This is a genomic window from Actinomadura roseirufa (assembly GCF_900659635.1).
GTDB classification, from domain to species: Bacteria; Actinomycetota; Actinomycetes; order Streptosporangiales; family Streptosporangiaceae; genus Spirillospora; species Spirillospora roseirufa.
In genome coordinates, this window is sequence record NZ_CAACVB010000030.1 from 25,123 (window position 1) to 52,010 (window position 26,888).

A 26,888-nucleotide genomic window follows, 5' to 3' on the forward strand; every position below is an offset into this window, starting at 1 on the left:
GTGTCCGAGGTCCTCGACAGCTACCCCCAGTTGCTGAGGGGCGCGTGGGTCACCGTCCAGCTCACCGTCTGCGGCGCGGCACTGGCCTTGGTGCTCGCGCTGCTGTTCGGCCTGGCGGGCGCCTCGCGGCACGCCTGGGTGCGCGGGCTGAACCGCGTGTACGTGGAGTTCTTCCGCGGCACCGCGACACTGGTGCTGCTGTACTGGTTCTTCTACGCGCTGCCCCTCGTCGGCGTCCGGATCGACTCGACGATGGTCGCGGCGGTGCTCGCCCTCGGCCTGAACGTCGGCGCCTACGGCGCGGAGGTGGTGCGCGGCTCTCTGAAGGCCGTGCCCGCGGCGCAGTACGAGGCGACGGTCGCGCTGAACTTCTCGCCCTACCAGCGGATGCGCCGCGTGGTGCTCCCGCAGGGGTTCGCGCTGATGCTGCCCCCGTTCGGCAACCTTCTCATCGAGCTGATGAAGGGGACGGCCATCGTCTACACCGTCGGGCTCGCCGACCTGGCGCGCGTCTCCAAGGACGTCCAGGGCAGCACCGGTGAGACCGTCGCGGTCTTCTCGGTGATCCCGGTCCTCTACTTCGTGATCGCGCAGGTGCTGCTGCTGTTCGTGCGGTACGCCGAGCGCCGCGTCGACCGCATGCTCGGCCGCCGCCCGTCCCGCGGGCCGTCGCTCGGGACGATCGCGGCGGGCGCGCCCGGGACGGAGGCGGCGGGCTGATGGAATGGGACTGGCAGTACTCCTCCGACGTGCTCCCCGACCTGCTGCGCGGCCTGCGCTACACGCTGACGGCGACGCTGCTCGGGTACGTCATCGCGGTGACCCTCGGTCTGGTGTGGGCGCTGCTGCGCCGGACGCCGAACGTGGTCGTCGCGCAGGCGGTGCGGTGGGCGACCGAGTTCATCCGGTGCACCCCGCTGATCCCGCAGCTGTTCTTCGTCTACTACGTCCTGCCCGCCTGGGGGCTGACGATCGGGTCGCTGACCGCCGGGATCATCACGCTCGGGGTGCACTACTCGACCTACACCGCCGAGGTGTACCGGGCGGGGATCGCCGACGTCCCGCGCGGGCAGTGGGAGGCGGCGACCGCGCTGAACCTGCCCCGGTCGCGGGTGTGGCTGGACGTCATCCTGCCGCAGGCGGTCCGGCGGGTGATCCCGACGCTCGGCAACTACCTGATCGCGATGTTCAAGGACTCGCCGCTGCTGCTGGTCATCAACGTGACCGAGCTGCTCAACACCGCCTACCGGGAGGGCGCGGAGAGCCTGCGCTTCCTGGAGCCGATCACCATGGTCGGGTTGCTGTTCGTACTGATCAGCGTGCCGGCCTCGATCTTCGTCCGCCGCTTGGAGAAGCGCTATGCCGCCCACTGACACCGAACCCGGCAGCCCCACCGCGGACCCGCGGGTCTGCGAGGCGCCCGGCGTCCGCTTCGAGAAGGTCGTCAAGCGGTTCGGCTCCACCACCGTCCTGCGCGAGCTGGACTTCACCGTGGCGCCGGGCGAGCGCGTGACGCTGATCGGGCCGAGCGGGTCGGGCAAGACGACCATCCTGCGGCTGCTGATGACGCTGGAGAGGCCCGACGGCGGGCTCATCTGGGTCGGCGACGACACGCTGTGGCACATGGAGCGCGGCGGCGGGCGCGTCCCGGCGAACCAGAAGCACCTGCACGAGATGCGCAAGCGGATCGGCATGGTGTTCCAGCAGTTCAACCTGTTCCCCAACATGAACGTGCTGCGCAACCTGACCGAGGGGCCCATGCGGGTGCTGGGGCTGCCGAAGGACGAGGCGGTCGAGCGCGCCCGCGGGCTGCTGGACATGGTCGGGCTCGCCGACCGGATCGACGCCCACCCGTCGCGGCTGTCGGGCGGCCAGCAGCAGCGGGTGGCGATCGCGCGGGCACTGGCGATGGAACCGAAGGTTCTGCTGCTGGACGAGGTCACCTCGGCGCTGGACCCCGAGCTGGTCGTCGGCGTGCAGGACCTGCTGCGCGACATCGCACGGGAGAGCGACCTGACCCTGCTGTGCGTGACCCACGAGATGACCTTCGCGAAGGACATCTCCGACCGCGTCATGATGTTCGACCAGGGCCAGATCGTCGAGGAGGGCCCGCCGGAGCAGATCTTCGGCGAGCCGTCCGAGCAGCGCACCCGGGACTTCCTGCAGGCGGTCCTCGCGAGCTGACGCGACGCCCCGGGGGGTCGCCCGCACCCGGCTCATCCTGGAGGTGCCGGAGACTCAGGCGACGCCGGGCCAGGCGCGCGCGGTCTCCTCCTTCCACAGCGGAATCGTCAGGTCCACGCCGAACTGCCGCGCGACCTCGAAGGGCAGCGACCCGATCGGCGCCTTGCCCGGGTCGCGGGCGATCTGCCCGGTGATCGCCGCGCCGAGCCCGCAGTCCTGGTCCAGGCGGGGGAACGCCGCGTGGACGCGCTCGGCGAGACCGGCGGGGAGCGTGTCCGCCTCCACGGCGGCGACATCGGTCCCGATGCCCGCGTGCACCAGCGCGGTCACGGGCCCGAAGCGGTGGGCGAGCCCGCGGCTGGTGTGCAGGGCGATCGCCTCCCAGACCGACTGGATGTCCGACTCGTCCACGCCGCTCGCGCGCAGGAAGTCGGCGGCCAGGTCCGCTCCGTCCAGCTCGAAGCGCTGGTCTCCGTCGCCGTCCTCCGTCAGCCCGATGTCGTGCATGACGGCGGCGAGGAACAGCATCTCGTCGTTGTAGTCGGCCCCGGGATGGAGCCCTCGCAGCTCGCCGAGGGCCCGCCCGAACAGGTAGGCCCGCACGCTGTGGTGGGCGAGGGCGGTCGTCTCGGTCTCGAAGACCAGGGCGTACGCCTTCCGCGTCAGGTCGGTGTCGGGAATGGCGAACTCGGCGAACTGGTCGGCCATCGGGTCTCTCCTCGCTCGTGGTGATGCCTCCGATCGTCCGGCCCCGTCCGGTACCCCCGCCAGTGTCCCGAATGCCGATGTGCGCTACGTTCTGGCCATGCACATCGTCGCGGTGCTCGCCCTGGACGAGGTCATCGCCTTCGACCTCGCCGTCCCGGGCCAGGTATTCGGCAGCGCCACCACGGAGGCCGGCGTCCCCCTTTACGAGGTCCGGGTGTGCGCCCCGCCGGGCGGGGTGGCCACCTCGTCGAAGCTGGGGCGGATGCGGGTGGAGACCCCTTATGGCCTGGACGCCCTGGCCGGGGCGGACACCGTCATCGTCCCCGGGCACGAGGAGCACGGGGAGCCGCCCGGCGAGGTGCTGGACGCGCTGCGCGCCGCCGGGGGCCGGGGCGCGCGCGTCGCCTCCATCTGCGTGGGCGCGTTCGTGCTGGCCGCGGCCGGCCTGCTGGACGGGCGCCGGGCCACGACCCACTGGATCCACGCGTCCGCGCTGGCCCGGCGGTACCCGCGGGTGTCGGTCGACCCGGACGTGCTGTTCGTCGACGAGGGGCGGGTGCTCACCTCCGCCGGGGTCGCCGCCGGGATCGACCTGTGCCTGCACCTCGTCCGGCGCGACCACGGCGCCGCGACCGCCGCGCGGACCGCGCGCCGCATCATCATGCCGCCGCAGCGGGACGGCGGGCAGGCGCAGTTCATCCGGCACGAGGACCCGCCGGACGGCACGGCGGCGCTGCAGCCGACCCTCGCCTGGCTGGAGGCGAACCTGCACCGCCCGCTGGCGCTGGAGGACATCGCCCGGCACGCGTCGGTCAGCGTCCGGACCCTGACCCGGCGGTTCCAGGAGCAGGCGGGCACCACGCCGCGGCAGTGGCTGTCGCGGGCGCGCGTGCGCCGGGCGCAGCAGCTCCTGGAGAGCACGGACCTGCCGGTGGAGCGGATCGCGACCGAGACGGGCTACGGGTCGGCGGTGACGCTGCGTGCCCATTTCGCACGCCGCGTCGGCGCGTCCCCGCAGGCGTACCGGACCGCCTTCCGCGCCCGCCCGCCCGCTCGGGCGGCCGAGTCCGGACCGGTGCCAGGTGCGCGCGCCCGCGTCCTACCGGCCGAAACCCGGTGAAGCGCCGGGCGGACGACGCCACCGGCGGCCTCCAACGCCCCGCCGCCATCACTGGAACGGCCGAGACGACCGGTTCCGGCCGTGCGGGACGTGGTTCTCCGGTCACGGCCTGACGTCGGCTCGCCCGCCGTCTTACGCTTCCCTGCGAGTCACACGACCAGCCCCTCACCGTAAGGGAAGGCCGACCGTGGGGAACCCCCGAGCGCCCGAGCACGGACGCGGGCTCTTCGCGCTCTTCGCCTGGCTGACCGGCGGCCTGCCCTGGCGGCTCGACTCCCGTCCCTATCCCGCGATCGTCCTCGAACCCGCCGGGGACGGCGACGCCGACCCGCACCTCGACGAGCTCAAGCACGTCGCCGGCGAGATGGGCCTGACCTTCATCGCGCCCGACCTCCCGGACCGCGGCTCCGACGCCGCCGCCGCGCTCGCCCTCATCGACACCCTCTCCCACCCGCTGACCTGGAGCCGCGCCCGCTCCCCCTTCGGCAGGCTGCGCTTCCCCCGCTCCGATCTCGTCCGGACGATCCAGGCCGCCGCGGCCGAGCGGCCGCCGGGCCCCGACGGCACCCACCCGCCGCCGCCCTACCGGCGCTCCCCGCTCGCGTCCGCCGCCCGCTGGAACGAGCACGCCGGCCTGTTCCGCTGGCAGGGCGGCACCGTCCACGCGCCCGCCTGGTGGTCCACCATCGGCGCGTCCGTCGTCGCCGTCATCGCCGTCCTCGCCGGCGGCATCGCCGAGCAGACCCCGCGCCGGCTGCTGGTCACCGCGGCCGCCGTCCTGGCCGCCGCGCTGCTGCTGGTCGCCGCGCTCAGCGCCCGGCGCATCTGGCTGCCGGTGCTGTCGCGCGCCGGGTTCGGCGGCCGCTACCGCTGGTTCGCCCGCACCTCCTTCTTCGCCGTCCTCGGCGAGGGCGACGAGGACGGCGACGCCCTCGGCTTCGAGGGCCGCCTGCACCGCGTCCTCGAAGGGCTCTGCAAGCCCGACGCCGCCCGCTTCCTCCTCCAGATCAAGACGTTCGCGCTGCTGGAGGACATGCGCGACCAGCACCGCAAGCTCGCGCCCAGCCTCCGCGGCTTCAAGCGCCCGGCCCCGCCCGTGGTGTTCCTGGCCCGCGCCGGGCGGCGCAACGGCGGCCTGGCCGTGCTGTCGGCGATGAGCGACATCCGCACCCGGCGCAGCGAGTTCCACCCGCTGATCATCATCGCCTCCGTGGACGCCGCCACCCGCGACGCCCTCGGTCCCGCCGCGGCGCCCGAGGGCGGCGGCGCCCCCCGCGACCGCTACGAGCACTGGCGCTCCTCACTCGGCCTCGCCCAGGGCCCGAGCGAGGCCGTCCCGCTGCCCTGGCTCCTGCGCATCCCCGTCGACGGCGACCCCGCCGCCGAGCGCACCGGCGACGACACCCCCGACCTCAGCGTCCGGCGCCGCCCGCGCTGGACGTGGCTGTGGTCGCGGCGCAGCCTCCTGGCCGCCGTCGTCCTCGCCGCGATCGCGCTGACGTTCGCCCAGACCAACCTGCGCGCCACCTACTGCAGCGTCGGCCTGCCCGTCTCCTGGAACGCCGACACCCACCTGCAGACCAACGACGACGGCAGCCGCGAGTGCGTCGGCGTGTCCACCGGCGGCGTCCGGTTCGAGCGCGGCGCCGACAGCATCGGCCTGGACGGCGACCGCCGCCGCCCCTCCCCCGCCAACACCGGCGCCCACCTCACCCTCGCCGACCTGCAACGCCGCATCGAGGACGAGAACCGCGCGGTCGTCCACAGCGGCAAGCCCTACGTCACGATCGTCTACGTCGGCGTGTTCACCGCCGGGGCCGGACAGAGCGAGCTGACCGTCTCCAGCGTCCAGGAGCTGGCGGGGGCCTACCTCGCGCAGACCCGCAACAACCGGCGCGGCCAGCCCGGCGAGATCGGCAACCCGCTCCGGGTGCGCCTCCTGCCCGCCAACGCCGGGCAGGACATGGCGTTCGCCCCCGAGACCGCGGGCCGCATCCTGCGCATCGCCCGGCGTGACCCGTCCGTGGTCGGCGTGGTCGGCATCGGCCGCAACACCGCGCCGTCCAGGGCCGCCATCGAACGGCTGACCCGCTCCGGCCTGCCCGTCGTCAACACCGTCAACTCCTCCGACCTCCTCCCGGACCTCCCCCACTACTACGGCCTCGCCTCCACCGACCACGACGAGGCCGCCGCGATCGCCGCCACCGCCCGCGCCGAGCTGGGCGGCCGGCCGGTCGAGAGCGCGATGCTCGTCCACCGCGCGCCCGGCCCGTCCGGCGACGCCTACAGCCGCGAGATCGCCGACGACGTCACCCGCGCCCTGCGGTCCCGCCGCACCGAGGACGTCGAGTACGTCGGCATCGACGACGTGTCCCTCAAGGTGCGGACGGCCTGCGACAAGTCCGGCTCCTACACCCTCGTCTTCTTCGCCGGGCGCGCCGAGGACATGCCCGGCCTGATGAACGGCCTCACCCAGGGCGGCTGCACCAAGAGGCGCCTCCTGCTGTTCGCGGGCGACGACATCACCAAGTCCCAGTTCGGCACCGGCCCCCACCAGGTGCCGCTGCCGGCGAACATGACCGTCTACCACACCGCGTTCGTCCACCTGCCGAGTCTCATCGCCGACAACGGCGACCAGACCAGCGACTTCTTCCTGCTCGCCCGCAACCGCTTCGGCATCGGCGCCCCCCGCGTCCGCCCCGACGAGCCGCTGCTGGTCAACGGGCAGATGGCCCTCGGCTTCGACGCCGCCGTCGCGGTCGGCCAGGCCGCGCAGAGCGCCTTCGGCGCCCTCGGCCCCCATCTGGTCACCGGCGGCCGGGCCGTCACCTCCGGCGCCGTCCTCCTCGAACTGCGTCACCTGCACGTCCTGCAGGGCGGCAGCGCCACCGGCGACATCGACTTCCGCCCCGACTCCGCCCACGAGGTCAACGGCCCCGGCAACCGCGGCCTCACCATGATCAAGGTGACGGCGCGGCAGGGCAGTCCCGTGTCGACCCCCGTCTGCGGCCGCCTCAACGGCGCCCGCCCCGCCCCGCACCTGCCGCCCTGCCCCCACTGACCGGCACGGCGCCGCACCCGGACTCCTCCGGCGGTCCCCGTCCTGCTCAGCCCACCGGAATGGTCGGCGCGGTTCCGGTGGGACGTTCCGTCACACGGCGGACGGACTCGTCGATGCGGCGGCGGTCAGCCTGTCGCGCATCAGAATCGTCTCGGAGAGGGTGTCGCACTCGTCGCAGCGGGCCTGGTCGATCCACAGGTACTCGGTGATCAGAAAACCGTCGAAGCCGGCGTCGGCGAGGCCGCCGACGACGTGCTCGTAGTCGATCTCGTTCTCCTTCATCCCGACCTGGAGCCGCTCAGGCCGGGCCCCTCGGGCGTGCAGGCGCCGGACCCGGCCGAACACCGGGTCGAGCTCGGGTACGGCGTACCCCTGCATGACGAAGTGCGAGTGGTCCAGCGTCAGCCCCAGTCCCGGGCAGAGTTCGACCAGCCGCCTCGTGTCGCCGGGAGAGGCCACGATCGAACCGACGTGCGGCTCGACCGAGACCTCCAGCCCGGCCTCCCGCGCCGCCTGGACCCGGACGGCCAGTTCCTCCGCCGCCCGGGCGAGCGAGTCCTCGTGAGCGACGCCCTCGAAGTCCAGACCGGGCAAGATCGTGAGGCCGTCGGCACCTGCGGCGCCGGCGAACTCGACCCATTGCTTGAAGCGCTCCCGGGAACGTTCCCTCTCCTGCGAACCCGGATGGTTCACCGCGAGGACCGAGAAATCCGGATCGGCCATCAGGAACACGTCGGCGGCCACCAGGCCGTGACGGGCGAGCCGCTCGGCCACCTCGCGCCCACGCGCACCCGGGTCGGCCGCGACCTCCTCGGCCCGCAGCCGGGTCCCCGAACCCCACACACCGACGTTGACCCCGGCGAAACCAAGACTCGCGATGAGGGCACAGGCCTCCTCGTGACCGAGAAGCGGAAAGGTGTAGTCCGAGCACGCGAGCTTCATGCCTTGTCCCCTTTGTCTCCGGGTAGAGATCGATGGTCGATCAACTTAGCCCAGCCGGTTCGGCCTCGATCCGGTCCGGAGCACCGGCCTTCGCGGGTCACCAGGCGAAGTGGCTCGTCTGGTTCGCGGAACCGTCCAGCCTGGTGGGGGTGCGTTGGCCGGTGGTCAGGTTCGCCAGCGTCCGCACGCCGTTGCGCTGGTAGAGCACGTGGGTCCCATCGGCGCTGACCGCCCAGTCACGATCGAGCACCGTGGTGACCCACGTGTCCAGGATGATGTTGGGCAGGTCCGGGCGGTCGGTCAGCTTCAACAGGCGTCCCGAGGTCGGGGTGGTGCGCACGACGACGCGGTCGCCGTCGGGGAGCAGCTCGAAGCGGCCGGCGTCATCGCGCTGGGAGAGAGTCCGCGTGGCCCGCAGGACGGAGGGAGGCTCCTTCGGGTCCAGCCGACCCGCCCAGCGGGCGGACGCCCACAGCAGTGAACCGTCGCGGGCCCAGGCGAGGGAGGACACCGAGACCGAGCTGCCCCACGTCGCGGTGCGTCCGGTGCGCAGGTCCCAGAACGAGATGCCCCAGGCCCTCTTGCCGCCGACCCTCATGGCCAGCCGGGTCGCGTCGGGTGAGACCGACAGGCCGTCGACGCTCGCCCAGTGTGACGGCTCCGAGGTGGTCAGGGTCTCGTCGACCGGCGCGACCGCCTCCAGGTCACGGGCGGACGGGGCCTGGGCGACGAGGACCGCGCGGCCCTCGGGGCGGCCGGAGTCGCCGGTGTGGACCCGGGCCACCATCCACCGGCCGGCCGGCGACTTGCGCACGGTGAAGAAGAAGGTGCGGTTGTCCGCGGCGGCGGCGAGGCTCGACATCGCCATCTCGTCGTAGCCGGACGGCGGCCGGACGGTGCCCCTGACCGCGCCGGTGGCGAGGTCCACGATCTGCGGCCGCGACCCGCCCCGCTGCCGCATCGCGAAGACGGGCGACGCGGCCGGTCGCACCGGCGTGGCGGTCGCGGCGCCGGGCGTGAAGGCGTCCTCGGCGACGTCGGCGCCCCGGACGAGGCCGACGGTGAGCGCCAGGACGAGCGTCGCGGCCACCGCGGCGACGGCCGCCGGGACCGCGGAGACGCGGCGGGGCCGGAGCCGGTCCCAGTCGGGTTCCGGCGGGGCCTGGACGCCGGCGGTCGCGGCCTCGAAGGCGCGGCGCAGGCGGGTCTCCGGATCGGTGGTCATCCTCGGCCTCCCAGCAGATCCTCAAGAGCGCGCAGGGCACGCGAGACCGTCGAGGAGACGGTCCCGCGGCTCACCCCGAGCGTGGCGGCGATGGCCTGGTCGTCGAGGTCCAGGAAGAAGCGCAGGACGAGGACCTCGCGCTGGCGGCGGCTGAGCCCGTCCAGCGCCGCGAACACCTCGGCCCGCTCCTCGCGCAGCAGCACGGCCGCCTCCGCGGAGCCGTCCGGGACGAGCCGCGGGACCGCGGCGCGCTCGGCGACCTTCCTGCGTCGCAGGGCCGAGCGGCAGGCGTTGACCACCGACGTGCGAAGGTAGGCCTCCGGGCTCTCCGGCGGGCCCTTGCGTCTCCAGCGGCGATGCAGGCCCAGAAAGGCGTCCTGGACCAGCTCTTCGGACAGTTCCTCATCGTTGGTCAGGAGCACCGCTGTGCGCACCAGCGTTCTCGCGTGCTCGTGGAACAACGCGGAGAGAGCTTCTCTCGACACTCCAGGGTCCGCCCTTTCTCGAGCTTCTACCTAGAAAGACGTCCCGCGGCGCCGATTGCTGAAGGGCTCGGGGAGTCGGTGCCGATTTCTCGGGCGGACCGCCGCGCGGCTCACAGCCAGCCGCGCTCCTCGGCGACGCGCACCGCCTCCATCCTGTTGCGGGTGGCGGTCTTGGCGATCGCGGCCGACAGGTAGTTGCGGACGGTGCCCTCCGACAGGTGGAGCGCGGTCGCGATCCCGGCGACCGCCGCGCCGTGGCGCGCCGCGTCCAGCACGTCGCGCTCGCGCGGGGTCAGCGGCGACTCGCCCACCGCGAGCGTCGCGGCCGCCAGCGCGGGATCGACGACCCGCTCGCCCGCCATCACCCGGCGGATCGCGTCCGCCAGCGCCTCGGCCGGCGCGTCCTTCACGACGAAGCCGGACGCGCCGGCCTCCATCGCCCGCCGCAGGTAGCCCACCCGTCCGAACGTCGTGAGGATCACCACGCGGACGTCCGGCGCCCGCGCGGCGAGCAGCGCCGCCGCGGTGAGCCCGTCCATGCCCGGCATCTCGATGTCGAGCAGCGCCACGTCGGGACGGTGCGCGCGGACGGCGTCGGCCACCTCGTCGCCGCGGCCGACGGACGCGACGACGGTGAAGTCGTCCTCCAGGTCCAGGAGGGCCGTGAGCGCGGTGCGGATCAGCTCCTGGTCGTCGGCGAGCAGCAGGCGGATCGTCATGCCGCGTCCCCGCCCGGGGCCGTGGACGGGGACGGGGACAGAGACGGGGACGGGGACGCTCCGAGCGTCACGGTCAGCCGCCAGCCGCGCGGGGCCACCGGCCCGGCCTCCACGGTGCCGCCCGCCGCCGCGACGCGCTCGCGCAGGCCGGTGAGCCCGTGCCCGGCGGGGGACGGGCCGCCGGCGCCGTCGTCGCGGATCTGTACCTGGGTCGCGGTGACCGTGACCGTGCAGCGGGTGGCGCGCGCGTGCCGGACGACGTTCGTGAGCCCCTCGCGCACGACCCAGCCGAAGAGCTCCTGGTGCTCGGCGGCCACCACGTCGGCGGCGGCGGGCAGGTCGGCGGCGACGCCGGAGGCCCGCAGCAGCTCCCGGCCGCGGGCCAGCTCGCCCGCCAGCGTCACGGTCCGGTACCCCGACACGGCCGCGCGCACGTCGCCGAGCGCCTGCCGCGACAGGTGCTCGACCTCGGTGATCTCCGCCAGCGAGCGGGCGGGGTCGTCGCCGGCCAGCCGCCGCGCGAGGCCGCTCTTGACCGTGATCACGGTGAGCGAGTGGCCGAGCAGGTCGTGCAGGTCGCGGGCGATCCGGGCCCGCTCGGCGTCGGAGGCGAGCCGGGCGACCTCGGCGCGCGCCTCCACCAGCGCCACGTTGGCCTGCGCCGTCTCCAGGAAGGCGTAGACCGCCAGGGCGGTGAAGACGATCGCCAGCGCCTCGAACAGGGCGGGGTCCTGGTGCCAGGGCCGCACCGCCCACGGCACCAGCAGCGCGGCCAGCGCCCCCGCGCCGATCAGCAGCGGGACGTGCCGTTTCAGCACCACGATCGTGAACGACACCACGACCGCGGTCAGGTAGAAGGCGATCTCGCGGGCGAACGGGACCGCGCCCGCGGCGAGCACGGCCATGGCGGCGAGGAGGCCGCGGGTCCGGCCCTTGGACCCGCCCGCGAACGACAGGGCCGCGAGTGCGTAGCAGCAGCAGAAGGCGACGACGACCGCGTATCCGGCGGCGGCCGCCCCGCCTCGCGAGTACTGCGCCACCCCGGCCAGGGCGATGGCGGGGTAGACGAACATCCCGGCCGCCAGGAGAGCGCGCCGCCAACCGCCCGTCCAGCGCGGCGGGTCGCCGTCCGCGCCGGCCCCGGCGGGTCCGCTCCCTCCGGCGTCCCTCATGCCGGGAACGCTAACACCGCCGCCGCGCGCCCGGCCGGTCACCGCGCGTCGAACAGCGTGCGCAGGCGCCGGCCGTTCACGAGCGCGACCACGCCGAGCAGGAGCAGCCCGCAGCCGGCCTGTTCGACCCGCACCCACGCCGGGAACGCGGGCAGCGTGATGATCACCGTGATCACCAGGACGAGCACGCCCGAGACGACCCGCAGCCGCCGGTACGCCCGGGACGACCCGTCCGCCGCGCGTCGCGCGAGCCACAGGAGCACGGGCGAGGTCGCCGCGACGATCGTGCACCGGCTCCACACCGAGTCGTTCACCATCCCATGATGGCCGCGCAGCAGGTAGACGGCCCCGAGCATGAGGACGCTCACGGCCGTGTAGGCGCCCAGCAGCAGCTTGACGGCGCGGAAGGTCCTGGTGGTGTGCGGATGCCCGATGTCATGGGTGGCGTTCATGCCGCCATCCTGCGCGCGACGCCCCTGCCACGCACAGTGAGATCGCGCATGGATCGCCCATGACATCTGTCATGGACGCCTCGGTGCGGGGCGAGGCGAGCGGGCCCCGGGCCCGCTGGGGTGCGCCTCGCCGAGCACCTGGGACACCGAGCACCTGGGACACCGGGCGGGCTACTCCCGCGGCGGGATGTTGAAGTTGATCCGGAACATGTTGCCCGGGTCGTACACCGTCTTGATCGCCCTGAGGCGTTCGAAGTCCGCCGGGGCGTAGGCCGTCCGGACGCGGTCCAGGCCGGCGTCCTCGACGCCCGCGAAGTTGAGGAGGGATCCTCCGGTGCTCCACGGGTCCAGCTTCGCCAGCAGCTCGTCGCGCTGCCGGAAGGCCGCGGCGTCCGACTCGGAGTTCGTGGGCACGAGGCCCGTGAAGACGGAGAAGAGCGCGTCGCGCCCGCCGACGCAGTTGGGGACCTCCGGCGTGCGGGCGTAGGCGCCGCCGAAGTGGCGCAGCTCGGTGATGAACGGCGCGCCCGCGTCGGGTCCGGCCAGTTCGAGGAGGGCGTCGACCGTGCCGAAGTCCAGCTCGCGCAGGAACATGCTCCGGTCATAGGCGACGTAAGGGGCGTCCGTCGGCTCGTGGTGGATCGTGCCGACCTGGGCGTAGGGCATGTCCTGGACGGTGTCGAGGAGGGCGGGGCCGAACTGGCGCAGGGACCGCACCAGGCGCTCGCCCTCGGCCGCGCCGCCCTCACCGCTGTAGGCGACCCGGACATGGGCGATGAACCGCCCGCGCAGCGGATCGGGAACGCCGGGCAGGTCCGGCATGGTGGCGAGAAGTACCGAGGAGGCCATCACCTCCGGCACGTGGCGCACCCACTCGGCGTAGGCGTGCAACACCTCCGTGGTCGCCTCACCCGAGAAGTAGAGCCCGCCCCCGTACAGCCGCGCGACCGGGAACAGGTCGATCTCCATTCCGACGACCAGGCCGAAGTTGTCCTTGCCGCCGCGGACGGCCCAGAACAGGTCGGGGTCGGAGGCCGCCGTCACGTCGCGCAGCCGGCCGTCGGCGGTGACCAGGCGCAGCCGCCGGACATGGTCGGCGGCGAAGCCGAACCGGCGCCCCAGCAGCCCCGCGCCGCCGCCCACCAGGTAGCCGACCGCGCCGACACTGGGGCTCGATCCGTTCAGCGGGGCGAGACCATGCGGGGTGGTGTGCTCCAGGACGGTCCGCCACGGGGCCCCGGCCTCGATCCATGCCGTCGCGCGCTCGGGGTCCACGCGGACGCCGTCCATCCGGCGCGTGGAGACCAGCACGGCGTCGTCCGCGGGCACGACCGGGCTATGGCCGGTGGCCTGCACGCCCACCGCGCGCTTCTGCTCGCCCGCCAGCCGCACCGCGGCCACGACGTCCTGCTCGCCGGACGCCGCGACCACGCAGGCCGGCCGTGACTCTATCGCCCGGTTGAGGCCGAGCCGCTCATCGTCATATCCCGATTCCCCCGGAAGAAGGAAGTGTTCAGCGTTCGTGTTCACAGGTCCACCGTATTGACGCAGGCGAGGCCATGGCTTGCAGGAAACGGTCATGCCTCGGTCCGTACACGTCCCGGCGGCTCGCGATGTCCGGAACGAGAACGCCGCGGCGCCGCCCGTTCACAGGACGGCCCGTTCACAGGACGGCGCGGCCGGGCCCCTTCTTGATCTGGTCGATGAACAGGCCCGCCAGGGCGTGCTGGCCGCGCACGGTGGGGTGGTAACTGCGCGGCTCCGCCTCCAGCGCCGCCAGGTTCACCGTCAGGCCGTTCATGTACGGGTCGGCGCTGCCGACCTCGTGGCCGGCGAACGCGCTGTAGGCGTCGATGAACTCCACGCTGCCCTGCCCGTGCCGGGCCACGATGCGCTGGTCCGCCTCCGCCGCGGCCTGCCGGATCAGCTGGCCGAGATCGTAGGTCCGCGCGTTCAGCCACTGCTGCTCGTCCACGCTGATGTTGTCCCCGTCGGTGCCCCGCACCTCCGAGAACGCCTTCGGGTAGCCCATCAGGACGATCCGCGCGCGCGGCGCGCGGGCGTGCACCTGGTCGATCAGGACGGGAAGGGTGCGGCGCAGGTCGGCCATCCGCTGGGCGATCGGCTCGCCCTGGCGGGTACAGCTCCTGCTCCACGGCAGCTTCACCACGCACGCGGCGATGATCCGGGAGAACCCGATGTCGTTGCCGCCGACGCTCATCGTGACGAGGCTCGTGCCGGCGCCGATCCGGCCGAGCTGGGCGGGCTCGCCGTGCCGCCCGTTGCGGACGTCGGCCGTGGTGGCGCCCGAGCAGGCGAAGAACGACGTGTCCTTGAACGGGAACGCCTTGGAGACCTCGTTGTAGTACGCCTTCGACGTCCGGTGGCAGGCCGCGAGGGGGTTCTGGTCACCGACCGTCGCCTCGGCGCCGACGCCGGAGGAGTACGAGTCGCCCAGGGCCACATAGGAGCCCCGGACGGCGATCTCGGCCGGCGCGAGGGGCTTGCCGGGCGCCGCGACGGGGTCGGCGCGCACCTCCTGCGGGCGGGGGCGGGGACAGCCGGCGCCGAAGACCTCGCAGCGCGCCGCGGGCAGCGCCACCAGGGGCACCACGGCGGCCAGGACGAGGCCGGCCAGGACGGCGGCGGCGAGCCCGCGCTCCCCGAGACGGTTCCGGACCCGTCCCATCCACGTACTCGGGCCTGTCATCGTCCTCCTCCGGCATCACGAGGGCTGGTCCATGAGGGCAGACGTCCACGCGGCGTCACGGGTTCCAGCCTTTACATTGTAGATCTCTCCAGGACAGGGAAGTGTCACCCGGCGTGCGCCGCGGCGAGCGGTCACGGGCCCAGGGGCGCCCACATGACCAGCCGCGGCCCCAGCTCGTGCAGGCCCGCCTCGATCTCGGCGTCCCAGTAGGACCGGAGCCCCGGCCCCCACCGTTCCTCCGGCAGCTCCGAGAAGCCGTGCCGGGCGTACCACGGGCCGTTCCAGGGGACGTCGCGGAACGTCAGCAGGCTGACGCCCGGCGACCCGGCCGCCGCGGCGCGGTCCAGGACCGTCCGCAGCAGGCTCGCGCCGATGCCCCGGCCGACCAGGTCGGCTCGCACCGAGATCTGCTCCAGGTGCGCGGCGCCGTCCACCCGCTCGACCGCGGCGAACCCGACCGGCGGGTCACCGGCCACGACGATCTCGGCGTCCCGGGCCGCCACCTGCTCGACCACCGTCGGCCCCGGCGGGAACACGATCCCGAGCGGGGCGAACAGCGGATCGGCCGAGTTCTCGATCTCCGGCAGCCCGGCCAGATCACCGGGCTCGGCGAGACGCACGCGGTACTCCATCCGGCGATGGTAGGACGGCCGCGCGGCCGGGGCAGAATGATCGCCACAGGCCGACCGTCCGCCACCGCCCCGGAGCACCCCTGATGATCTACGTCGAGACGCCGCTGACGGACCGCATGCGGCGGGCGGTCCGGGACGCCTGGGGACGGGACGCCTGCGGGCCCGCGGAGCGGCTGTTCGGCGGGGAGGAGTCGGCCGCGTACCGGATCGGCGACCTCGTCGTGCGGGTGGGACCCGCCTGGCGCGGCGACGCCGAGATCGAATGGTGTCACGCCGTCGCCGCGCGCGCCGCCGGCGGCCTGCCCGAGGCCGTCGCGCCGCTGCGCACCGCGGCGGGCGGCACGATCGTCCGCGTGGACGGCCGTCCCCTGTCGCTGTGGCCGCGCGTCGCGGGCGGATGGCCCGACGAGGACCGGCCGGACGTCCGCGTCCAGGGAGCCGAGCTCCTCGCCCGGCTGCACCGGGCGCTGGCCGGGTACAGGCCGCCGCCCCGTCCCGTCCGCTCCTTCGCGGAGATCGGCCTCTACGGGGACGCCACCGCCGAGCCCGCGTTGGCCGACCCTGACCTTGACCGGTGGCTGGCCGCCTTCCACCGCGACGCCTCCGCCCGGCAGGTCGTGCACGGCGACTACTACGCGGGCAACACCCTCGCCCGTGACGGGCGTCTCGTGGCCGTCCTGGACTGGGACGAGGCGTTCGTCGCGGCCCCCGAGTTCGAGGTGGCCTCCGCCGCCCTGGAATGGACGGACGAGGCCGGCACGCCGGACGCCGCGGCCGCCCGGCGCCGGTTCGTCGCCGACTACCACCGCGCGGGCGGCACCGCGGGCCCGATGGACGACGTCACGCTGAACCAGCTCATCCGGCATCGCCTGCGCCGCGAGGCCGCCTACTTCGACCTCGCCGCCGGACGCGGCGTCCGGCACGACGAGGACGACGTCGCCTACCACAAGCGGCGCGTGGAGCTCTTCTACTCCCTCAGGCCCTGACGGCTAGCCTCTCCCACCCGGCGGACAGGAAGGGGCGGGCCAAAGGCAGGGTGAGATCGGTCCGGAGGAACGTGTCCAGGTGGCCGCATCCGGGCAGCTCCGCGAGGACGGCGCCCGGCACCCGGGCGGCCGTCCGCCGGATCGCGGGCAGCCGGGGGTCGTTCGCGCCGGCGAGCAGGAGCAGCGGGACGCCCGACCGGGCGAGCACGTCCTCGACGCCCTCCCGGTCGGCCAAGGCGAGAGAGAGCGCCGCCAGCGCGGCGGGGTCGCCCTTGAGCATCACCGTGCGCATCCAGTCAGGGAGCCGGCCCCGGCGCTCCATCTCGGCGACGAACGGGGCGGCGCCCTCGGCGCGCAGGAGCCGGGCCTCGCGGGCGGCCTCGCCGGGGTCCGTGGCGACGGGCCCGGCGTGGGCACCGCCCGCGACGACGCGGGTGATCCGCCCGGGATGGGCGGCCGCCAGGTGCAGGCCGACGATCCCGCCCATCGACGCGCCCCAGACGGCGGCCTCGGGCACGTCCAGGGCGTCCATCACGGCGATCACGTCCGCCGCCTGCCCGCCGGCGGCGTACGCGGCTGCCTCGTGCGGGGCGTCGCTGCGGCCGTGCCCCCTGGCGTCGATGAGCACGAGCCGGAACCGGTCCGCCAGCCCGTCCACGTGCCCGGAGGACCGCCAGGTGGTCCGGTCCCCGAAGAACCCGTGCAGCAGGACGACCGGCCGCCCGTGTCCCGCGACCTCGAAGGCGATCCGGGTTCCGTCGGGGGCGGCGGTCCACATGACCTGATCGTCCTGGAGGGCCCGCCGCCGCGCAACGGGATTCACCCACCCGCCGGCCCGGCCGGAGGACCCGCGAGGAGATCAGTGGGCAGGCCAGGCGGATAGGGCCGCTCGGCAGGTAGAGCGGGTGAGAGACCGTGATACGTCATCGGAGGGAGGTCGAGACTCGGGACGGCCTGCAACGTGGACGGCTCCGGGCTCCGGGTGCGCGCCGGGTAGGGGGACGTGCGCCTCCCACGGTTCCCGGCGCGCACGGTCGTCGACCAGGACGAGGACGGTCGCGAAGGCCGCGCCGAGCATCGTGACCCGCCCGACGCCGCTTCGCCCTCGCCTGCCCCCAGCTCGTCGGCGCGCCGCCAACGGCGCCGGAGGACGGCCTTTCCGGCCGCGCGCTACTTGACGCCGGCCTCCTTCATCTCGCGGAGTTCGCGCTTGAGCTCCTTGATCTCGTCGCGGAGCCGGGCGGCGAGCTCGAACTGCAGGTCGGCGGCGGCCTGGTGCATCTGGGCGGCCATCTGCTCGATGAGCCCCTCGAGCTCCTCGCGGGGGCGCTCGCCGACGAGGTCGGCGGCGTGCCGGCCGGCCTCCCGGGTGCGGGAGGCGAGGCCCGGGACGGGCGCCTTGCCGCGGCTCTGCTGGCGGCCGGCGCCGCCGATGAGGGTCTCGGTGTCGGCGTCCTCGCGGGCGAGGGAGTCGAGGATGTCGGCGATGCGCTTGCGCAGGGCCCGCGGCTCGATGCCGTGCTCGGCGTTGTAGGCCTGCTGCTTGGCGCGGCGCCGGGTGGTCTCGTCGATCGCCCGCTCCATCGACGGGGTGACGGTGTCGGCGTACATGTGGACCTGGCCGGACACGTTGCGGGCGGCGCGGCCGATCGTCTGGATCAGGGAGGTCTCCGAGCGCAGGAAGCCCTCCTTGTCGGCGTCCAGGATCGCGACGAGGGACACCTCGGGCAGGTCGAGGCCCTCGCGGAGCAGGTTGATGCCGACCAGCACGTCGAACTCGCCGGCGCGCAGCTCGCGCAGCAGCTCGATGCGGCGCAGGGTGTCGACCTCGCTGTGCAGGTAGCGGACCTGGATGCCGAGTTCGAGCAGGTAGTCGGTGAGGTCCTCGGCCATCTTCTTGGTGAGGGTGGTGACGAGGACCCGCTCGTCGCGGTCGGTGCGCAGCCGGATCTCGTGGATGAGGTCGTCGATCTGGCCCTTGGTGGGCTTCACGACGATCTCGGGGTCGATCAGCCCGGTGGGCCGGATGACCTGCTCCACGACGTCGCCCTTGACCCGGTTCATCTCGTAGGAGCCGGGGGTGGCGGACAGGTAGACGGTCTGGCCGATGCGGTCGAGGAACTCCTCCCACTTCAGGGGGCGGTTGTCCATCGCCGAGGGCAGCCGGAAGCCGTGCTCGACGAGCATCCGCTTGCGGGAGGCGTCGCCCTCGTACATCGCGCCGATCTGCGGGACGGTCTGGTGGGACTCGTCGATCACCAGGAGGAAGTCCTCGGGGAAGAAGTCGAGGAGGGTGTTGGGGGCGGTGCCGGCGCCGCGGCCGTCGATGTGCCGGGAGTAGTTCTCGATGCCCGAGCAGGTGCCGACCTGGCGCATCATCTCGATGTCGTAGGTGGTGCGCATCCGCAGCCGCTGCGCCTCGAGCATCTTGCCCTGCCGCTCCATGGCGGCGAGGGTCTCCTCCAGCTCCGCCTCGATGTCGCCGATGGCGCGCTCCATCCGCTCGGGACCGGCGACGTAGTGCGAGGCGGGGAAGACGTAGAGCTCGTCGTCCTCGGTGATGAGCTCGCCGGTGAGCGGGTGCAGGGTGGCGAGCTTCTCGATCTCGTCGCCGAACATCTCGATGCGGACGGCGAGCTCCTCGTACTGCGGAATGATCTCGATGGTGTCGCCGCGGACGCGGAAGGTGCCGCGGGTGAAGGCGAGGTCGTTGCGGGTGTACTGCATCCCGACCAGCTGCCGGAGCAGGTCGTCCCGCTCGATCTCCTGCCCGACCCGCAGCCGGACCATGCGGTCGACGTACTCCTGCGGGGTGCCGAGGCCGTAGATGCAGGACACCGACGCGACGACGACGGTGTCGCGGCGGGTGAGCAGCGAGGTGGTCGCCGAGTGGCGCAGCCGGTCGACCTCGTCGTTGATCGAGGAGTCCTTCTCGATGTAGGTGTCGGTCTGCGGGATGTACGCCTCGGGCTGGTAGTAGTCGTAGTAGGAGACGAAGTACTCGACGGCGTTGCCGGGCATCATCTCGCGCAGCTCGTTGGCGAACTGGGCCGCGAGGGTCTTGTTCGGCTGCATGACGAGCAGGGGCCGCTGGAGCTTCTCGACCAGCCACGCGACGGTGGCGGTCTTGCCGGTGCCGGTGGCGCCGAGCAGCACCGCGTCCTTGTCGCCGCGGCCGATCCGCTCGGCCAGCCCGGCGATCGCCTGCGGCTGGTCGCCCGACGGCGTCATCTCGGTGACGACCTCGAACGGCGCCACGCTGCGCCGCAGGTCCGTGATCGGCCGCATCGTCGCCCTCTTCCTGGTCGTGCCGCTGGTCCATTGCCGGTCGCATCGCCGGTCGCAGTGCCGGTCGTGCTGCTGATCATGCGGGTGCGGGCGGGTCGGCCCCGCCGCTGTCCCCAACTGTATGCAGCGCGTCCGACAAACGGGTATTCCCGCAGGTCAGGAAGTATCAGGCGAGGTCAGGAGGTGGGCAGCGGGAGCCTGGCGCGGACCGCGTAGCCGTCCCCGCGGGGACCGGCCTCGAAGCTGCCGCCGAGCGCGGTGACCCGCTCGCGCAGGCCGAGCAGGCCGTTGCCGCCGCTCGGCAGCTCGTGGTCGGGCGGCGCGGTGGGCGCGCCGTTGGCGATCTCGACCTCGACGGCCTCGGGGAGCAGGCCGAGGTCGATGCGGGTGTCGGCGGTGCCGGCGTGCTTGTGCACGTTGGTCAGCGCCTCCTGGACGAGCCGGTAGACGGTGCGCCCGACGGCGACGGGGATCGGGCGCTCCTCGCCGCGCACCGACAGCTCGACGCGGAGCCCGGCGGCGCCGGACTGGCCGACCAGCTCGCGGACGTGCGCGAGGGTGACGGCCTCCTGCGGGAGGACCTCCTCGCCCTGGCGCAGGACCCCGATGACGTGGCGGAGCTCCTCCAGTGCCTGCCGTCCCATGTCGCCGATCACGGTGGCGGTCTCGGCGGCGCGGTGCGGGTCGCGGACGGCGATCGCCTTGAGGGCGCCGGCGTGGACGACCATGACGCTGATCCGGTTGGCGACGACGTCGTGCATCTCGCGGGCGATGCGGGTGCGCTCCTCGCCCCGCGCGCGCTCTGCGAGCAGGTGCTGCTCCCGCTCCAGCCTGGCCGCGCGCTCCTGAAGGGACGCCACGAGCTGTTTGCGCGCCCCCATGTAGAGGCCCAGCAGGACGGGGACGCCGATGAGCGCCACGTTGGAGATCGCGGTGACGATGAGGCCGGTGTCGTTCTTCCACGGGGTGGGCAGGGCGATCGCGTCGACGTAGCCGGCCGCGGCGATGATCCACACGTTCCTGCGGCTGTTGTGGTAGGCCGCCAGGGAGTACAGCATGACCAGGGTGCTGAACACCCCGCCGCCCAGGATGTTGCCGGCCACCAGCGTGAAGAGGCTGAGGGCGACGGGGTGCGTGCGGCGGACGACCAGGGCCAGCCCGAAGACGACGCTGCTCGCCGACGTGACGGCCGGCGGGAACCAGAAGTCCTGCGGGGTGAAGTAGGCGTAGGCGCCGTCGACGGCGGCCAGGCACACGGCCAGTGCGACGTCGAGCGCTCGTGAACGCCGTGTCGGCCACGCCGCCGACCACCAGCCCCGCAGGTGCATGCGCTGAGCCTATAGCCCGGAACGCGAGCAAGGTCGAGTTGATGACGAAGGTCCTTCCGGGCACCGGCAGGACCCGCTTCGCGCCGGTCGACCGGAACGTCCCAACCGCCCTACCTGCAGGGCTTTCCCGCCGGTGGCCGCCCCGCGGGGGCAGTGGTTACCATGACGGCGCCGACAAGGACGGGAACGCCGCATACAATGACCCGCTTCGCCCTCTGGCTCGGGAAGAACGCCGACGCCTTCATCGCGCTCATCCTCGCCGTCACCGTCGCCGTGCTCGGTCTCGGGGTGAACCTGCCGAACGAGGACGAGATCACCAACAGCGCGATCCTCGCCGTGATCGGCCTGCTGGCGACGTCGGTGCTGCGCGACCGGCAGCGGCGGATCCCGGTGGAGGCCGAGGTCCGCGACACGCTGCGGGAGTCCTCGGCCACCCTGGGCGAGCTGAGCGACAGGCTGAGCCGCATCGAGGCGTTCGAGGACGTCCTCTCCGACACCAGGCGCGCGCTCGACGAGACCACGGTCGTGCGCGTCATCAGCGGCGCGCAGGTCGCGCAGGTGCTCCAGGAGGCGCGCCGCGACACCGACCGCTGGTTCTTCAAGGGCGGCACCGGCACCTACATCCGCGCCAAGACGCTGCCGGAGACCGTGGCGGCGGCGCGCCGCGAGCGCCGCACGCTGCTGTTCCGCCTGGAGATCCTCGACCCCACGAACGTGGAGGTCTGCGAGGCGTACGCGCGGCACCGCCGCTCGGTGTCGGACGGGCCGGACGCGACCGGCGAGCCGTGGACGCTGGAGCGCACCCGCAAGGAGGCGTACGCGACGATCCTCGCGGCCTGCTGGCACAAGCAGCGGTTCGGGATGCTCGACATCGACATCGGCCTCGCGCGGACGATGACGACGCTGCGCTACGACCTGGCGTCCTCGCGAGTGGTGGTCACCCGCGACGACCCGCGCGGCGAGGCGCTCGTCGTGGACAGCACCAAGTTCTACTACGGCTGGGTGAGCGCGGAGCTGCAGACCAGCCTGGACCAGGCCCGCCGCGTCCCGGTCGAGCAGGCGCGGCTGGCGCCGCTGGACGACGAGCCGACCGTCGAGGAGGTCCGCAAGCTGTTCGAGGTGATCGGCGTCGACCTCGCGCACGGCTACACCGACCGGGACGTCATCGAGATCATCCGTAAGGCGCTGCGCGCGAAGGACCCGTACGAGTGAGCGGGCGGCGGCGATGAGGTACGAGGAGATCCGCGGGGAGATCGCCGCCGGGACCGCGGCGCGGACGCTGCCGGCGTGGGCGGAGGGCGTCGTCCGGGACGTCATCGCGGGCCGCTCCCCCGTCCCCGCCATCCGGCACCCCCTGGGCTTCCTGTGCCTGCCCGTGGAGCGGACCGGTGAGCTCGGGGTGTGCCTGCACATCTGGACGCCCGAGGTGCGGGCCGTCCCGTCCACCACCTCCGCGGTGCACTGCCACAGCTGGGACCTGCTCAGCTTCGTGCTGTACGGGACGGTGCGCAACGTCCGCATGGAGGTGGACGAGACCGGTCCGGGCGGCGCGCCGAGCCCTTCCGCGGCCCCGGAGGGCACGGGCCCCGGGCAGCAGATCTTCGAGGTCGTCAGCAGGGGCGACGTCGACGAGCTGCGGGCCACGGGCCGCGCCGTCCGCTGCGTCCCGGCCCGTTCGCGCACCCACCGGACGGGCGAGTCGTACACTCTGCCCGCGGGCGTGTTCCACAGCACGCTGATAGAGGACGGCTTGGACGCGGCCACCGTCGCCCTGGGCCGGCAAACGCCGGGCGGTGGCGACCTGTCGCTCGGCCCGCTGGACGTCCCGACGCACCGGGTGCACCGTTCGCGTACCGAACCCGAGGACGCGGCGCGCGCGCTCCGCCGCTCGGCTCGCGCGATCGCCGGCGCCCACCCGCGCCCTCGGCACCACTGGGAGGCCCGGCGGTAGGCCGGGCCCGACTCGACCGACTGGAGAGTCCCGATGAGATCCGGAACCCCGTCACCGGCCCTCCCGGTCGATCTCGCCGAGGCACGCCGCGTCGCGGTGGAGGCCGCGGAGGCGGCGGGGGCGCTGCTGCGCGCGGGCGTGGGAGGGCCGCTGGAGGTCCATCTCAAGGGCACCGGCGGCGACGTGGTGACCGAGCTGGACACGGCCGCGGAGGAGCTGATCCTCGGGCGGCTGCGGGCGGCGTATCCCGGGCACCGCGTCATCGCGGAGGAGTCGGGTGTGCTCGACGGCGCGCCCGGCGAGGAGATGGTCTGGCTGGTCGATCCGCTGGACGGCACGAACAACGTCGCGATCGGGATGCCGGTGTACGCGGTGGGGCTCGCCCTGTGCGCGCGCGCCACCCCTGTCTTGGGCGTCGTCCACGACCCGGTGACGGGGCGGACGTGGTCGGCGGTGCGCGGGGAGGGCGCGCGCGGCCCGGACGGGGCGCCGCTCACGCTGGCCGAGCGGCCGCGGCCGGGCCGGGACCGCAACCCCGTGCTGGCCTGGACGCAGGGTCACCAGGTGACGGCCGGCGATCCGGTGGCGAGCGGGCTGCGCTCGGCGCTGGAGCTGCGCTGTGCCCGGATGCTGCAGCTGTGGGCGCCGCTGGTGGCGTGGACGATGCTGGCGCGCGGCGACATCGACGGGATCGTCGGCTATCTGCCCGAGATCGTGGACCTGCCGCCGGGCGCGCTGCTCGCGGCGGAGGCCGGCGTGCGGCTGCGCCGCCTGGACGGCGAGCCGTACGAGCTGGGCATCGACCGCCCGCCGTCCGAGCTGGGGTTCGTGGCCGCGCGTCCCGAACTGCTCGGCGGCCTCCTGGAGACCACGGGACGAGTGCTCGGCGGGATCGCGCCCTAGCCGCGGCCTCCGCGGGCCCGCGGGCGTCAGGGGGCCAGGAGAAGGGCCGCGACGGTGACGGCGCAGCCGAGGACGGCCAGGATCGTCCCGGTCAGGACGAACTTCAGGAGCGGCACCCGGACGTCCCACCGGCGGCACCACTCGAACCACAGGAGCGTGGCGAGCGACCCCCACGGGGTGATGACGGGACCCACGTTCGTCCCGATGAGCAGGGAGAGCAGCTGGTCCTTGTTGGAGGCGGGGACGGCGGACTCGCCCGCGACGTAGGCGGGCAGGTTGTTCAGGACGTTCGACAGCCCCCCACCGGCGAACGCGGCCCGCAGCGCCCCGGCCGTCCCGTCGTCGTCGCCGACGAGCGATCGCATGACGTCGTCCAGGCCGTAGCGCTCCAGGGTGGGGACGACGAGGAACAGGCCCGTGACGAACACCAGGAGCTGCCAGGGGATCAGCGCGGGCCGCAGCGCCGTCCGGTCGCGCAGGGAGAAGGCGGCCACCGCCACGACCGCGGGGACGGCGGCCGCGACGCCCAGCTGGACGCCGGTGTGGACGCCGGCGAGGATCGCGCCGATGAACAGCAGGCAGGCGAGGCCCGTCGCGAAGAACAGCACCCGGTCGCGGACGGGGGCGATCTCGGGCGGATCGTAGGCGTCCGCCCCGCGCATCCCCCGGCGCCAGTAGAACGTCCACAGCAGCGCCATCGTGACGGCGAGGACGGCCAGTTGCGGCGCCCACATGCGGGCGGCGAACGCGGGGGTCTCCAGCGCCACCCGGTCGGCGGCGAGCAGGTTGGTCAGGTTCGATACGGGCAGCAGCAGGCTCGCGGTGTTGGCCAGCCACACGGTGGTCATGGCGAGCGGCAGTGCGGCGATCCGCGCGCGCGCCGCCAGGGCGAGCATGACCGGTGTGAGCAGTACGGCCGTCGTGTCGAGGTTCAGGAAGACGGTGTTGACCGATGCGAAGGCCACGCAGAGCAGGAACAGCGCGGCGTAGTTCCCGCCGCCCGCGCGCGCCATCCGCTGGGCGATCGCGTCGAAGACGCCCGCCTCCTTGGTCAGCTCCGCCAGGACGATGACGGCGAACAGGAAGAGGAGCAGGGGCGCGATGCGCCCGACGCTCGACCGCGCGGTGTCGGCCGGGAGCATGCCGGTGGCGACGAAGACCAACCCGAGCACGAGCACCCCGATGCGGATCCAGTCCAGGACGCCCAGCGACCTGAGCAGGCCGGACACCCGGCTCGGCGGCTCGCCGGACAGGGCGCGGGGCGGAGCGGCACCGGCCTCGGGCGGACCGGCCGGACCGGGCGCGGCCGGTTCGGCCGGGGAGGGCTCGGACGGGGACGGCACGCGCGACATGATCCCATAGGCGGCACGGCGCGCCGCCCAGGACGCCCGGGCGCGCGATACTGGCGGCATGACTCCCCCCGGCGACCTTTCCAGGCAGGAGCGCCCGACCGACTTCTTCATCAGCTACTCCCCCGCGGACGAGCGGTGGGCGTCGTGGATCGCCTGGCAGCTGGAGGCCGCGGGGCACCGGACGATGATGCAGGCGTGGGACTTCGTGCCCGGCACCAACTTCATCGACTTCATGGACCGCGGCCTCTCCGAGGCGAAGGCGGTCGTCGCCGTGCTGTCGAGCCGCTACCTGCGCTCGCGGTACGGGCGGCTGGAGTGGATGGCCGCGCTGCGCGCCGACCCCGACGACCCGGCGCGCAAGCTGGTCACGGTGCGGATCGAGGACTGCCCGATCGACGGGCTGCTGTCCACGATCACCTACGTGGACCTGGTCGGCGTGGCGGACGAGGAGGCCGCGCGCGGCCTGCTCATGCGGCGCATCCAGGAGGCCCTGGCGGGCCACGCGCGGCCTCGGAACGGGCCGGGGTTCCCCGGCGGCGGGCCGTCCCGTCCGGGCGGCTCCGCGCCGCTCCTGGGTCGCCTGGAGCATGGCGAAGCGGAGGGCGGCGGGGCCGGAGGTCCGGGCCTGCCCGCGCAGACCGGGGAGCGGGCGGTGCGGCGCGCCCCGGTGGCCCCGCCCGCCTTCCCCGCCGGGGACGGGACGTCCCCGGCGGCGCGCGAGCACGTGAGCGTGCTGCACGTGTCGGGGCCGCGGTTCGGCCGGACGCTCGCCGAGCCGGGCGAGCCCACCACGGCGACCGAGCTCCAGGACCGCATCTGGAGCGACGTGACGCGGCTGGCCGACGCCGGGGTCCCGCGGCCGGACCTGCTCGTCGTGACCGGCAACCTCACCCACTCGGGCAGCCGCAAGGAGTTCACCGAGGCGCTGTCGTTCCTGACGAGCCTGCGCGCGCTGCTCGGCCTGGAGGCACAGCGGGTGGTGATCGTCCCCGGCACCCGCGACGTCACGCGCGCCGCGTGCCAGGCCTACTTCTCCAGCTGTGAGGCCGACGACATCGAGCCGCAGCCGCCGTACTGGCCGAAGTGGCGGCATTTCGCCGGGCTGTTCAAGGAGTTCTACCAGGGCCTGGACTCGCTGGTCTTCGACAGCGCCCAGCCCTGGACGCTGTTCCCCGTCCCGGACCTGCGGGTCGTCGTGGCGGGACTCAACTCGACGCTGCCGCAGACGCACCGCGAGGAGGACCGCTACGGCCGGGTCGGGCAGGCCCAGGCCGCGTGGTTCAACGAGCGGCTGCGGCACTTCGAGGACGAGGGCTGGCTGCGGCTCGGCGCGCTGGAGCACGCGCCGCTGACCGGCGAGCCCGGCGCGCTCCGCGACCCCGAGACGGTGGAGACGCTGCTGGGCGGGCACGTCAACGTGTTCTTCCAGGGCACGCCGTCGGAGCTCGGGGCCGTGCCACTGCTGGACTCCGGCGCGCCGTCCGTCCCGGCGCTCGGGCCCGGCCGCCACCAGAGCGTCGTCGTGCGGCGGGAGGGCCTGGAGCGGTGGATCCCCGAGGACGCGGCGCGGCGCGGCCCCGAGCGGCTGGCGGCGTCCTGGGCCCGCGTCCACGGAGCGTTCCCGCCGCCGAGCGGGCCGCAACTTCTTCACCCTGTTCTTCATCCCGGTC

Annotated in this window: 24 protein-coding genes; 10 read left to right on the plus strand and 14 right to left on the minus strand. The window is 73.7% G+C overall.

Features of this window, described 5'->3' with window-relative positions:
- From ehuC to ehuA, 3 genes are read left to right on the plus strand one after another with little or no spacing between them, the layout of a single operon-like run.
- Positions 1-720 carry an ectoine/hydroxyectoine ABC transporter permease subunit EhuC gene (ehuC, locus tag E1291_RS09615; RefSeq protein WP_131737388.1) on the plus strand — a complete coding sequence of 240 codons (720 nt, stop codon included), beginning with the start codon at positions 1-3 and terminating at the stop codon, positions 718-720.
- A complete protein-coding gene (ehuD, locus tag E1291_RS09620) occupies positions 720-1,373 on the plus strand; it encodes an ectoine/hydroxyectoine ABC transporter permease subunit EhuD (RefSeq protein ID WP_131737389.1) in 654 nt (217 codons plus the stop codon). The genes ehuC and ehuD overlap by 1 nt, the downstream gene beginning before the upstream one ends.
- Positions 1,360-2,184: an ectoine/hydroxyectoine ABC transporter ATP-binding protein EhuA gene (gene ehuA / locus E1291_RS09625; protein ID WP_131737390.1), complete on the plus strand. Its 825-nt coding sequence runs from the start codon at positions 1,360-1,362 to the stop codon at positions 2,182-2,184. The genes ehuD and ehuA overlap by 14 nt, the downstream gene beginning before the upstream one ends.
- Positions 2,185-2,238: 54 nt before the next feature.
- Here ehuA and E1291_RS09630 read toward each other — a convergent pair whose 3' ends face one another.
- Entirely contained in the window at positions 2,239-2,892 is a 654-nt protein-coding gene (locus E1291_RS09630) for an HD domain-containing protein (protein WP_131737391.1), read from the minus strand.
- Positions 2,893-2,989: 97 nt separating this feature from the next.
- Here E1291_RS09630 and E1291_RS09635 point away from each other — a divergent pair, with 97 nt between their 5' ends.
- Together E1291_RS09635 and E1291_RS09640 are read left to right on the plus strand one after the other, a co-directional pair.
- Complete coding sequence (locus tag E1291_RS09635; protein ID WP_131737392.1) at positions 2,990-4,012, plus strand: GlxA family transcriptional regulator; 1,023 nt, start codon at positions 2,990-2,992, stop codon at positions 4,010-4,012.
- Between the two features lie 187 nt (positions 4,013-4,199).
- Positions 4,200-7,073, plus strand: a complete 2,874-nt coding sequence (locus E1291_RS09640; RefSeq protein WP_131737393.1) for a type 1 periplasmic-binding domain-containing protein — start codon at positions 4,200-4,202, stop codon at positions 7,071-7,073.
- A 90-nt stretch (positions 7,074-7,163) separates the two neighbouring features.
- Here E1291_RS09640 and E1291_RS09645 read toward each other — a convergent pair whose 3' ends face one another.
- The 9 genes from E1291_RS09645 to E1291_RS09685 all read right to left on the minus strand — a co-directional run bounded on the left by E1291_RS09645 (position 7,164) and on the right by E1291_RS09685 (position 15,410).
- Positions 7,164-8,015: a sugar phosphate isomerase/epimerase family protein gene (locus E1291_RS09645; RefSeq protein WP_131737394.1), complete on the minus strand. Its 852-nt coding sequence runs from the start codon at positions 8,013-8,015 to the stop codon at positions 7,164-7,166.
- Positions 8,016-8,112: 97 nt separating this feature from the next.
- Positions 8,113-9,240: a hypothetical protein gene (locus tag E1291_RS09650; protein ID WP_131737395.1), complete on the minus strand. Its 1,128-nt coding sequence runs from the start codon at positions 9,238-9,240 to the stop codon at positions 8,113-8,115.
- Positions 9,237-9,725 carry a SigE family RNA polymerase sigma factor gene (locus E1291_RS09655; protein ID WP_131737396.1) on the minus strand — a complete coding sequence of 163 codons (489 nt, stop codon included), beginning with the start codon at positions 9,723-9,725 and terminating at the stop codon, positions 9,237-9,239. The genes E1291_RS09650 and E1291_RS09655 overlap by 4 nt, the downstream gene beginning before the upstream one ends.
- Before the next feature lie 110 nt (positions 9,726-9,835).
- On the minus strand, positions 9,836-10,444 hold the full coding sequence (locus tag E1291_RS09660) for a response regulator transcription factor (RefSeq protein WP_131737397.1): 609 nt from the start codon (positions 10,442-10,444) through the stop codon (positions 9,836-9,838).
- Entirely contained in the window at positions 10,441-11,616 is a 1,176-nt protein-coding gene (locus tag E1291_RS09665; protein WP_131737398.1) for a sensor histidine kinase, read from the minus strand. The genes E1291_RS09660 and E1291_RS09665 overlap by 4 nt, the downstream gene beginning before the upstream one ends.
- A 38-nt stretch (positions 11,617-11,654) precedes the next feature.
- Positions 11,655-12,068, minus strand: coding sequence for a hypothetical protein (locus E1291_RS09670; protein ID WP_131737399.1), 414 nt, complete (start codon positions 12,066-12,068; stop codon positions 11,655-11,657).
- Positions 12,069-12,239: 171 nt separating this feature from the next.
- Positions 12,240-13,598 carry an FAD-binding oxidoreductase gene (locus E1291_RS09675; protein ID WP_207400650.1) on the minus strand — a complete coding sequence of 453 codons (1,359 nt, stop codon included), beginning with the start codon at positions 13,596-13,598 and terminating at the stop codon, positions 12,240-12,242.
- 133 nt (positions 13,599-13,731) lie between these two features.
- The gene (locus E1291_RS09680; RefSeq protein ID WP_131737401.1) at positions 13,732-14,778 is read right to left on the minus strand and encodes an SGNH/GDSL hydrolase family protein; all 1,047 of its coding nucleotides are present in this window, start codon (positions 14,776-14,778) and stop codon (positions 13,732-13,734) included.
- Between the two features lie 131 nt (positions 14,779-14,909).
- Positions 14,910-15,410: a GNAT family N-acetyltransferase gene (locus E1291_RS09685; RefSeq protein WP_131737402.1), complete on the minus strand. Its 501-nt coding sequence runs from the start codon at positions 15,408-15,410 to the stop codon at positions 14,910-14,912.
- An 83-nt stretch (positions 15,411-15,493) separates the two neighbouring features.
- Between E1291_RS09685 and E1291_RS09690 the strand changes: the two genes are divergently transcribed.
- On the plus strand, positions 15,494-16,396 hold the full coding sequence (locus tag E1291_RS09690) for a phosphotransferase enzyme family protein (protein ID WP_131737403.1): 903 nt from the start codon (positions 15,494-15,496) through the stop codon (positions 16,394-16,396).
- On the opposite strand, the gene E1291_RS09695 is transcribed toward E1291_RS09690, so the two are convergent.
- The 3 genes from E1291_RS09695 to E1291_RS09705 form a co-directional block, all read right to left on the minus strand.
- Entirely contained in the window at positions 16,386-17,174 is a 789-nt protein-coding gene (locus E1291_RS09695) for an alpha/beta fold hydrolase (RefSeq protein WP_131737404.1), read from the minus strand. The genes E1291_RS09690 and E1291_RS09695 overlap by 11 nt on opposite strands.
- Positions 17,175-17,566: 392 nt before the next feature.
- Positions 17,567-19,684, minus strand: coding sequence for an excinuclease ABC subunit UvrB (uvrB, locus tag E1291_RS09700; protein WP_131737405.1), 2,118 nt, complete (start codon positions 19,682-19,684; stop codon positions 17,567-17,569).
- Between the two features lie 176 nt (positions 19,685-19,860).
- Positions 19,861-21,012, minus strand: a complete 1,152-nt coding sequence (locus E1291_RS09705; RefSeq protein ID WP_131737406.1) for a sensor histidine kinase — start codon at positions 21,010-21,012, stop codon at positions 19,861-19,863.
- A 198-nt stretch (positions 21,013-21,210) separates the two neighbouring features.
- Here E1291_RS09705 and E1291_RS09710 point away from each other — a divergent pair, with 198 nt between their 5' ends.
- Genes E1291_RS09710 through E1291_RS09720 form a run of 3 tightly spaced genes read left to right on the plus strand, consistent with a single transcriptional unit; the run spans position 21,211 to position 23,866 of the window.
- Complete coding sequence (locus tag E1291_RS09710) at positions 21,211-22,224, plus strand: hypothetical protein (protein ID WP_131737407.1); 1,014 nt, start codon at positions 21,211-21,213, stop codon at positions 22,222-22,224.
- Between the two features lie 13 nt (positions 22,225-22,237).
- Positions 22,238-22,963 (plus strand): hypothetical protein, encoded by a 726-nt coding sequence (locus E1291_RS09715; protein ID WP_131737408.1) that lies wholly within the window; start codon positions 22,238-22,240, stop codon positions 22,961-22,963.
- Between the two features lie 33 nt (positions 22,964-22,996).
- Positions 22,997-23,866 carry an inositol monophosphatase family protein gene (locus E1291_RS09720; RefSeq protein ID WP_131737409.1) on the plus strand — a complete coding sequence of 290 codons (870 nt, stop codon included), beginning with the start codon at positions 22,997-22,999 and terminating at the stop codon, positions 23,864-23,866.
- 26 nt (positions 23,867-23,892) lie between these two features.
- Here E1291_RS09720 and E1291_RS09725 read toward each other — a convergent pair whose 3' ends face one another.
- Positions 23,893-25,278 carry an ArsB/NhaD family transporter gene (locus E1291_RS09725; protein WP_242614049.1) on the minus strand — a complete coding sequence of 462 codons (1,386 nt, stop codon included), beginning with the start codon at positions 25,276-25,278 and terminating at the stop codon, positions 23,893-23,895.
- On the opposite strand from E1291_RS09725, the gene E1291_RS09730 reads away from it, so the two are divergent.
- A partial coding sequence (locus tag E1291_RS09730; RefSeq protein WP_131737410.1) for a TIR domain-containing protein occupies positions 25,277-26,888 on the plus strand: 1,612 nt, incomplete at its 3' end. The two genes, E1291_RS09725 and E1291_RS09730, sit on opposite strands and share 2 nt — an antisense overlap.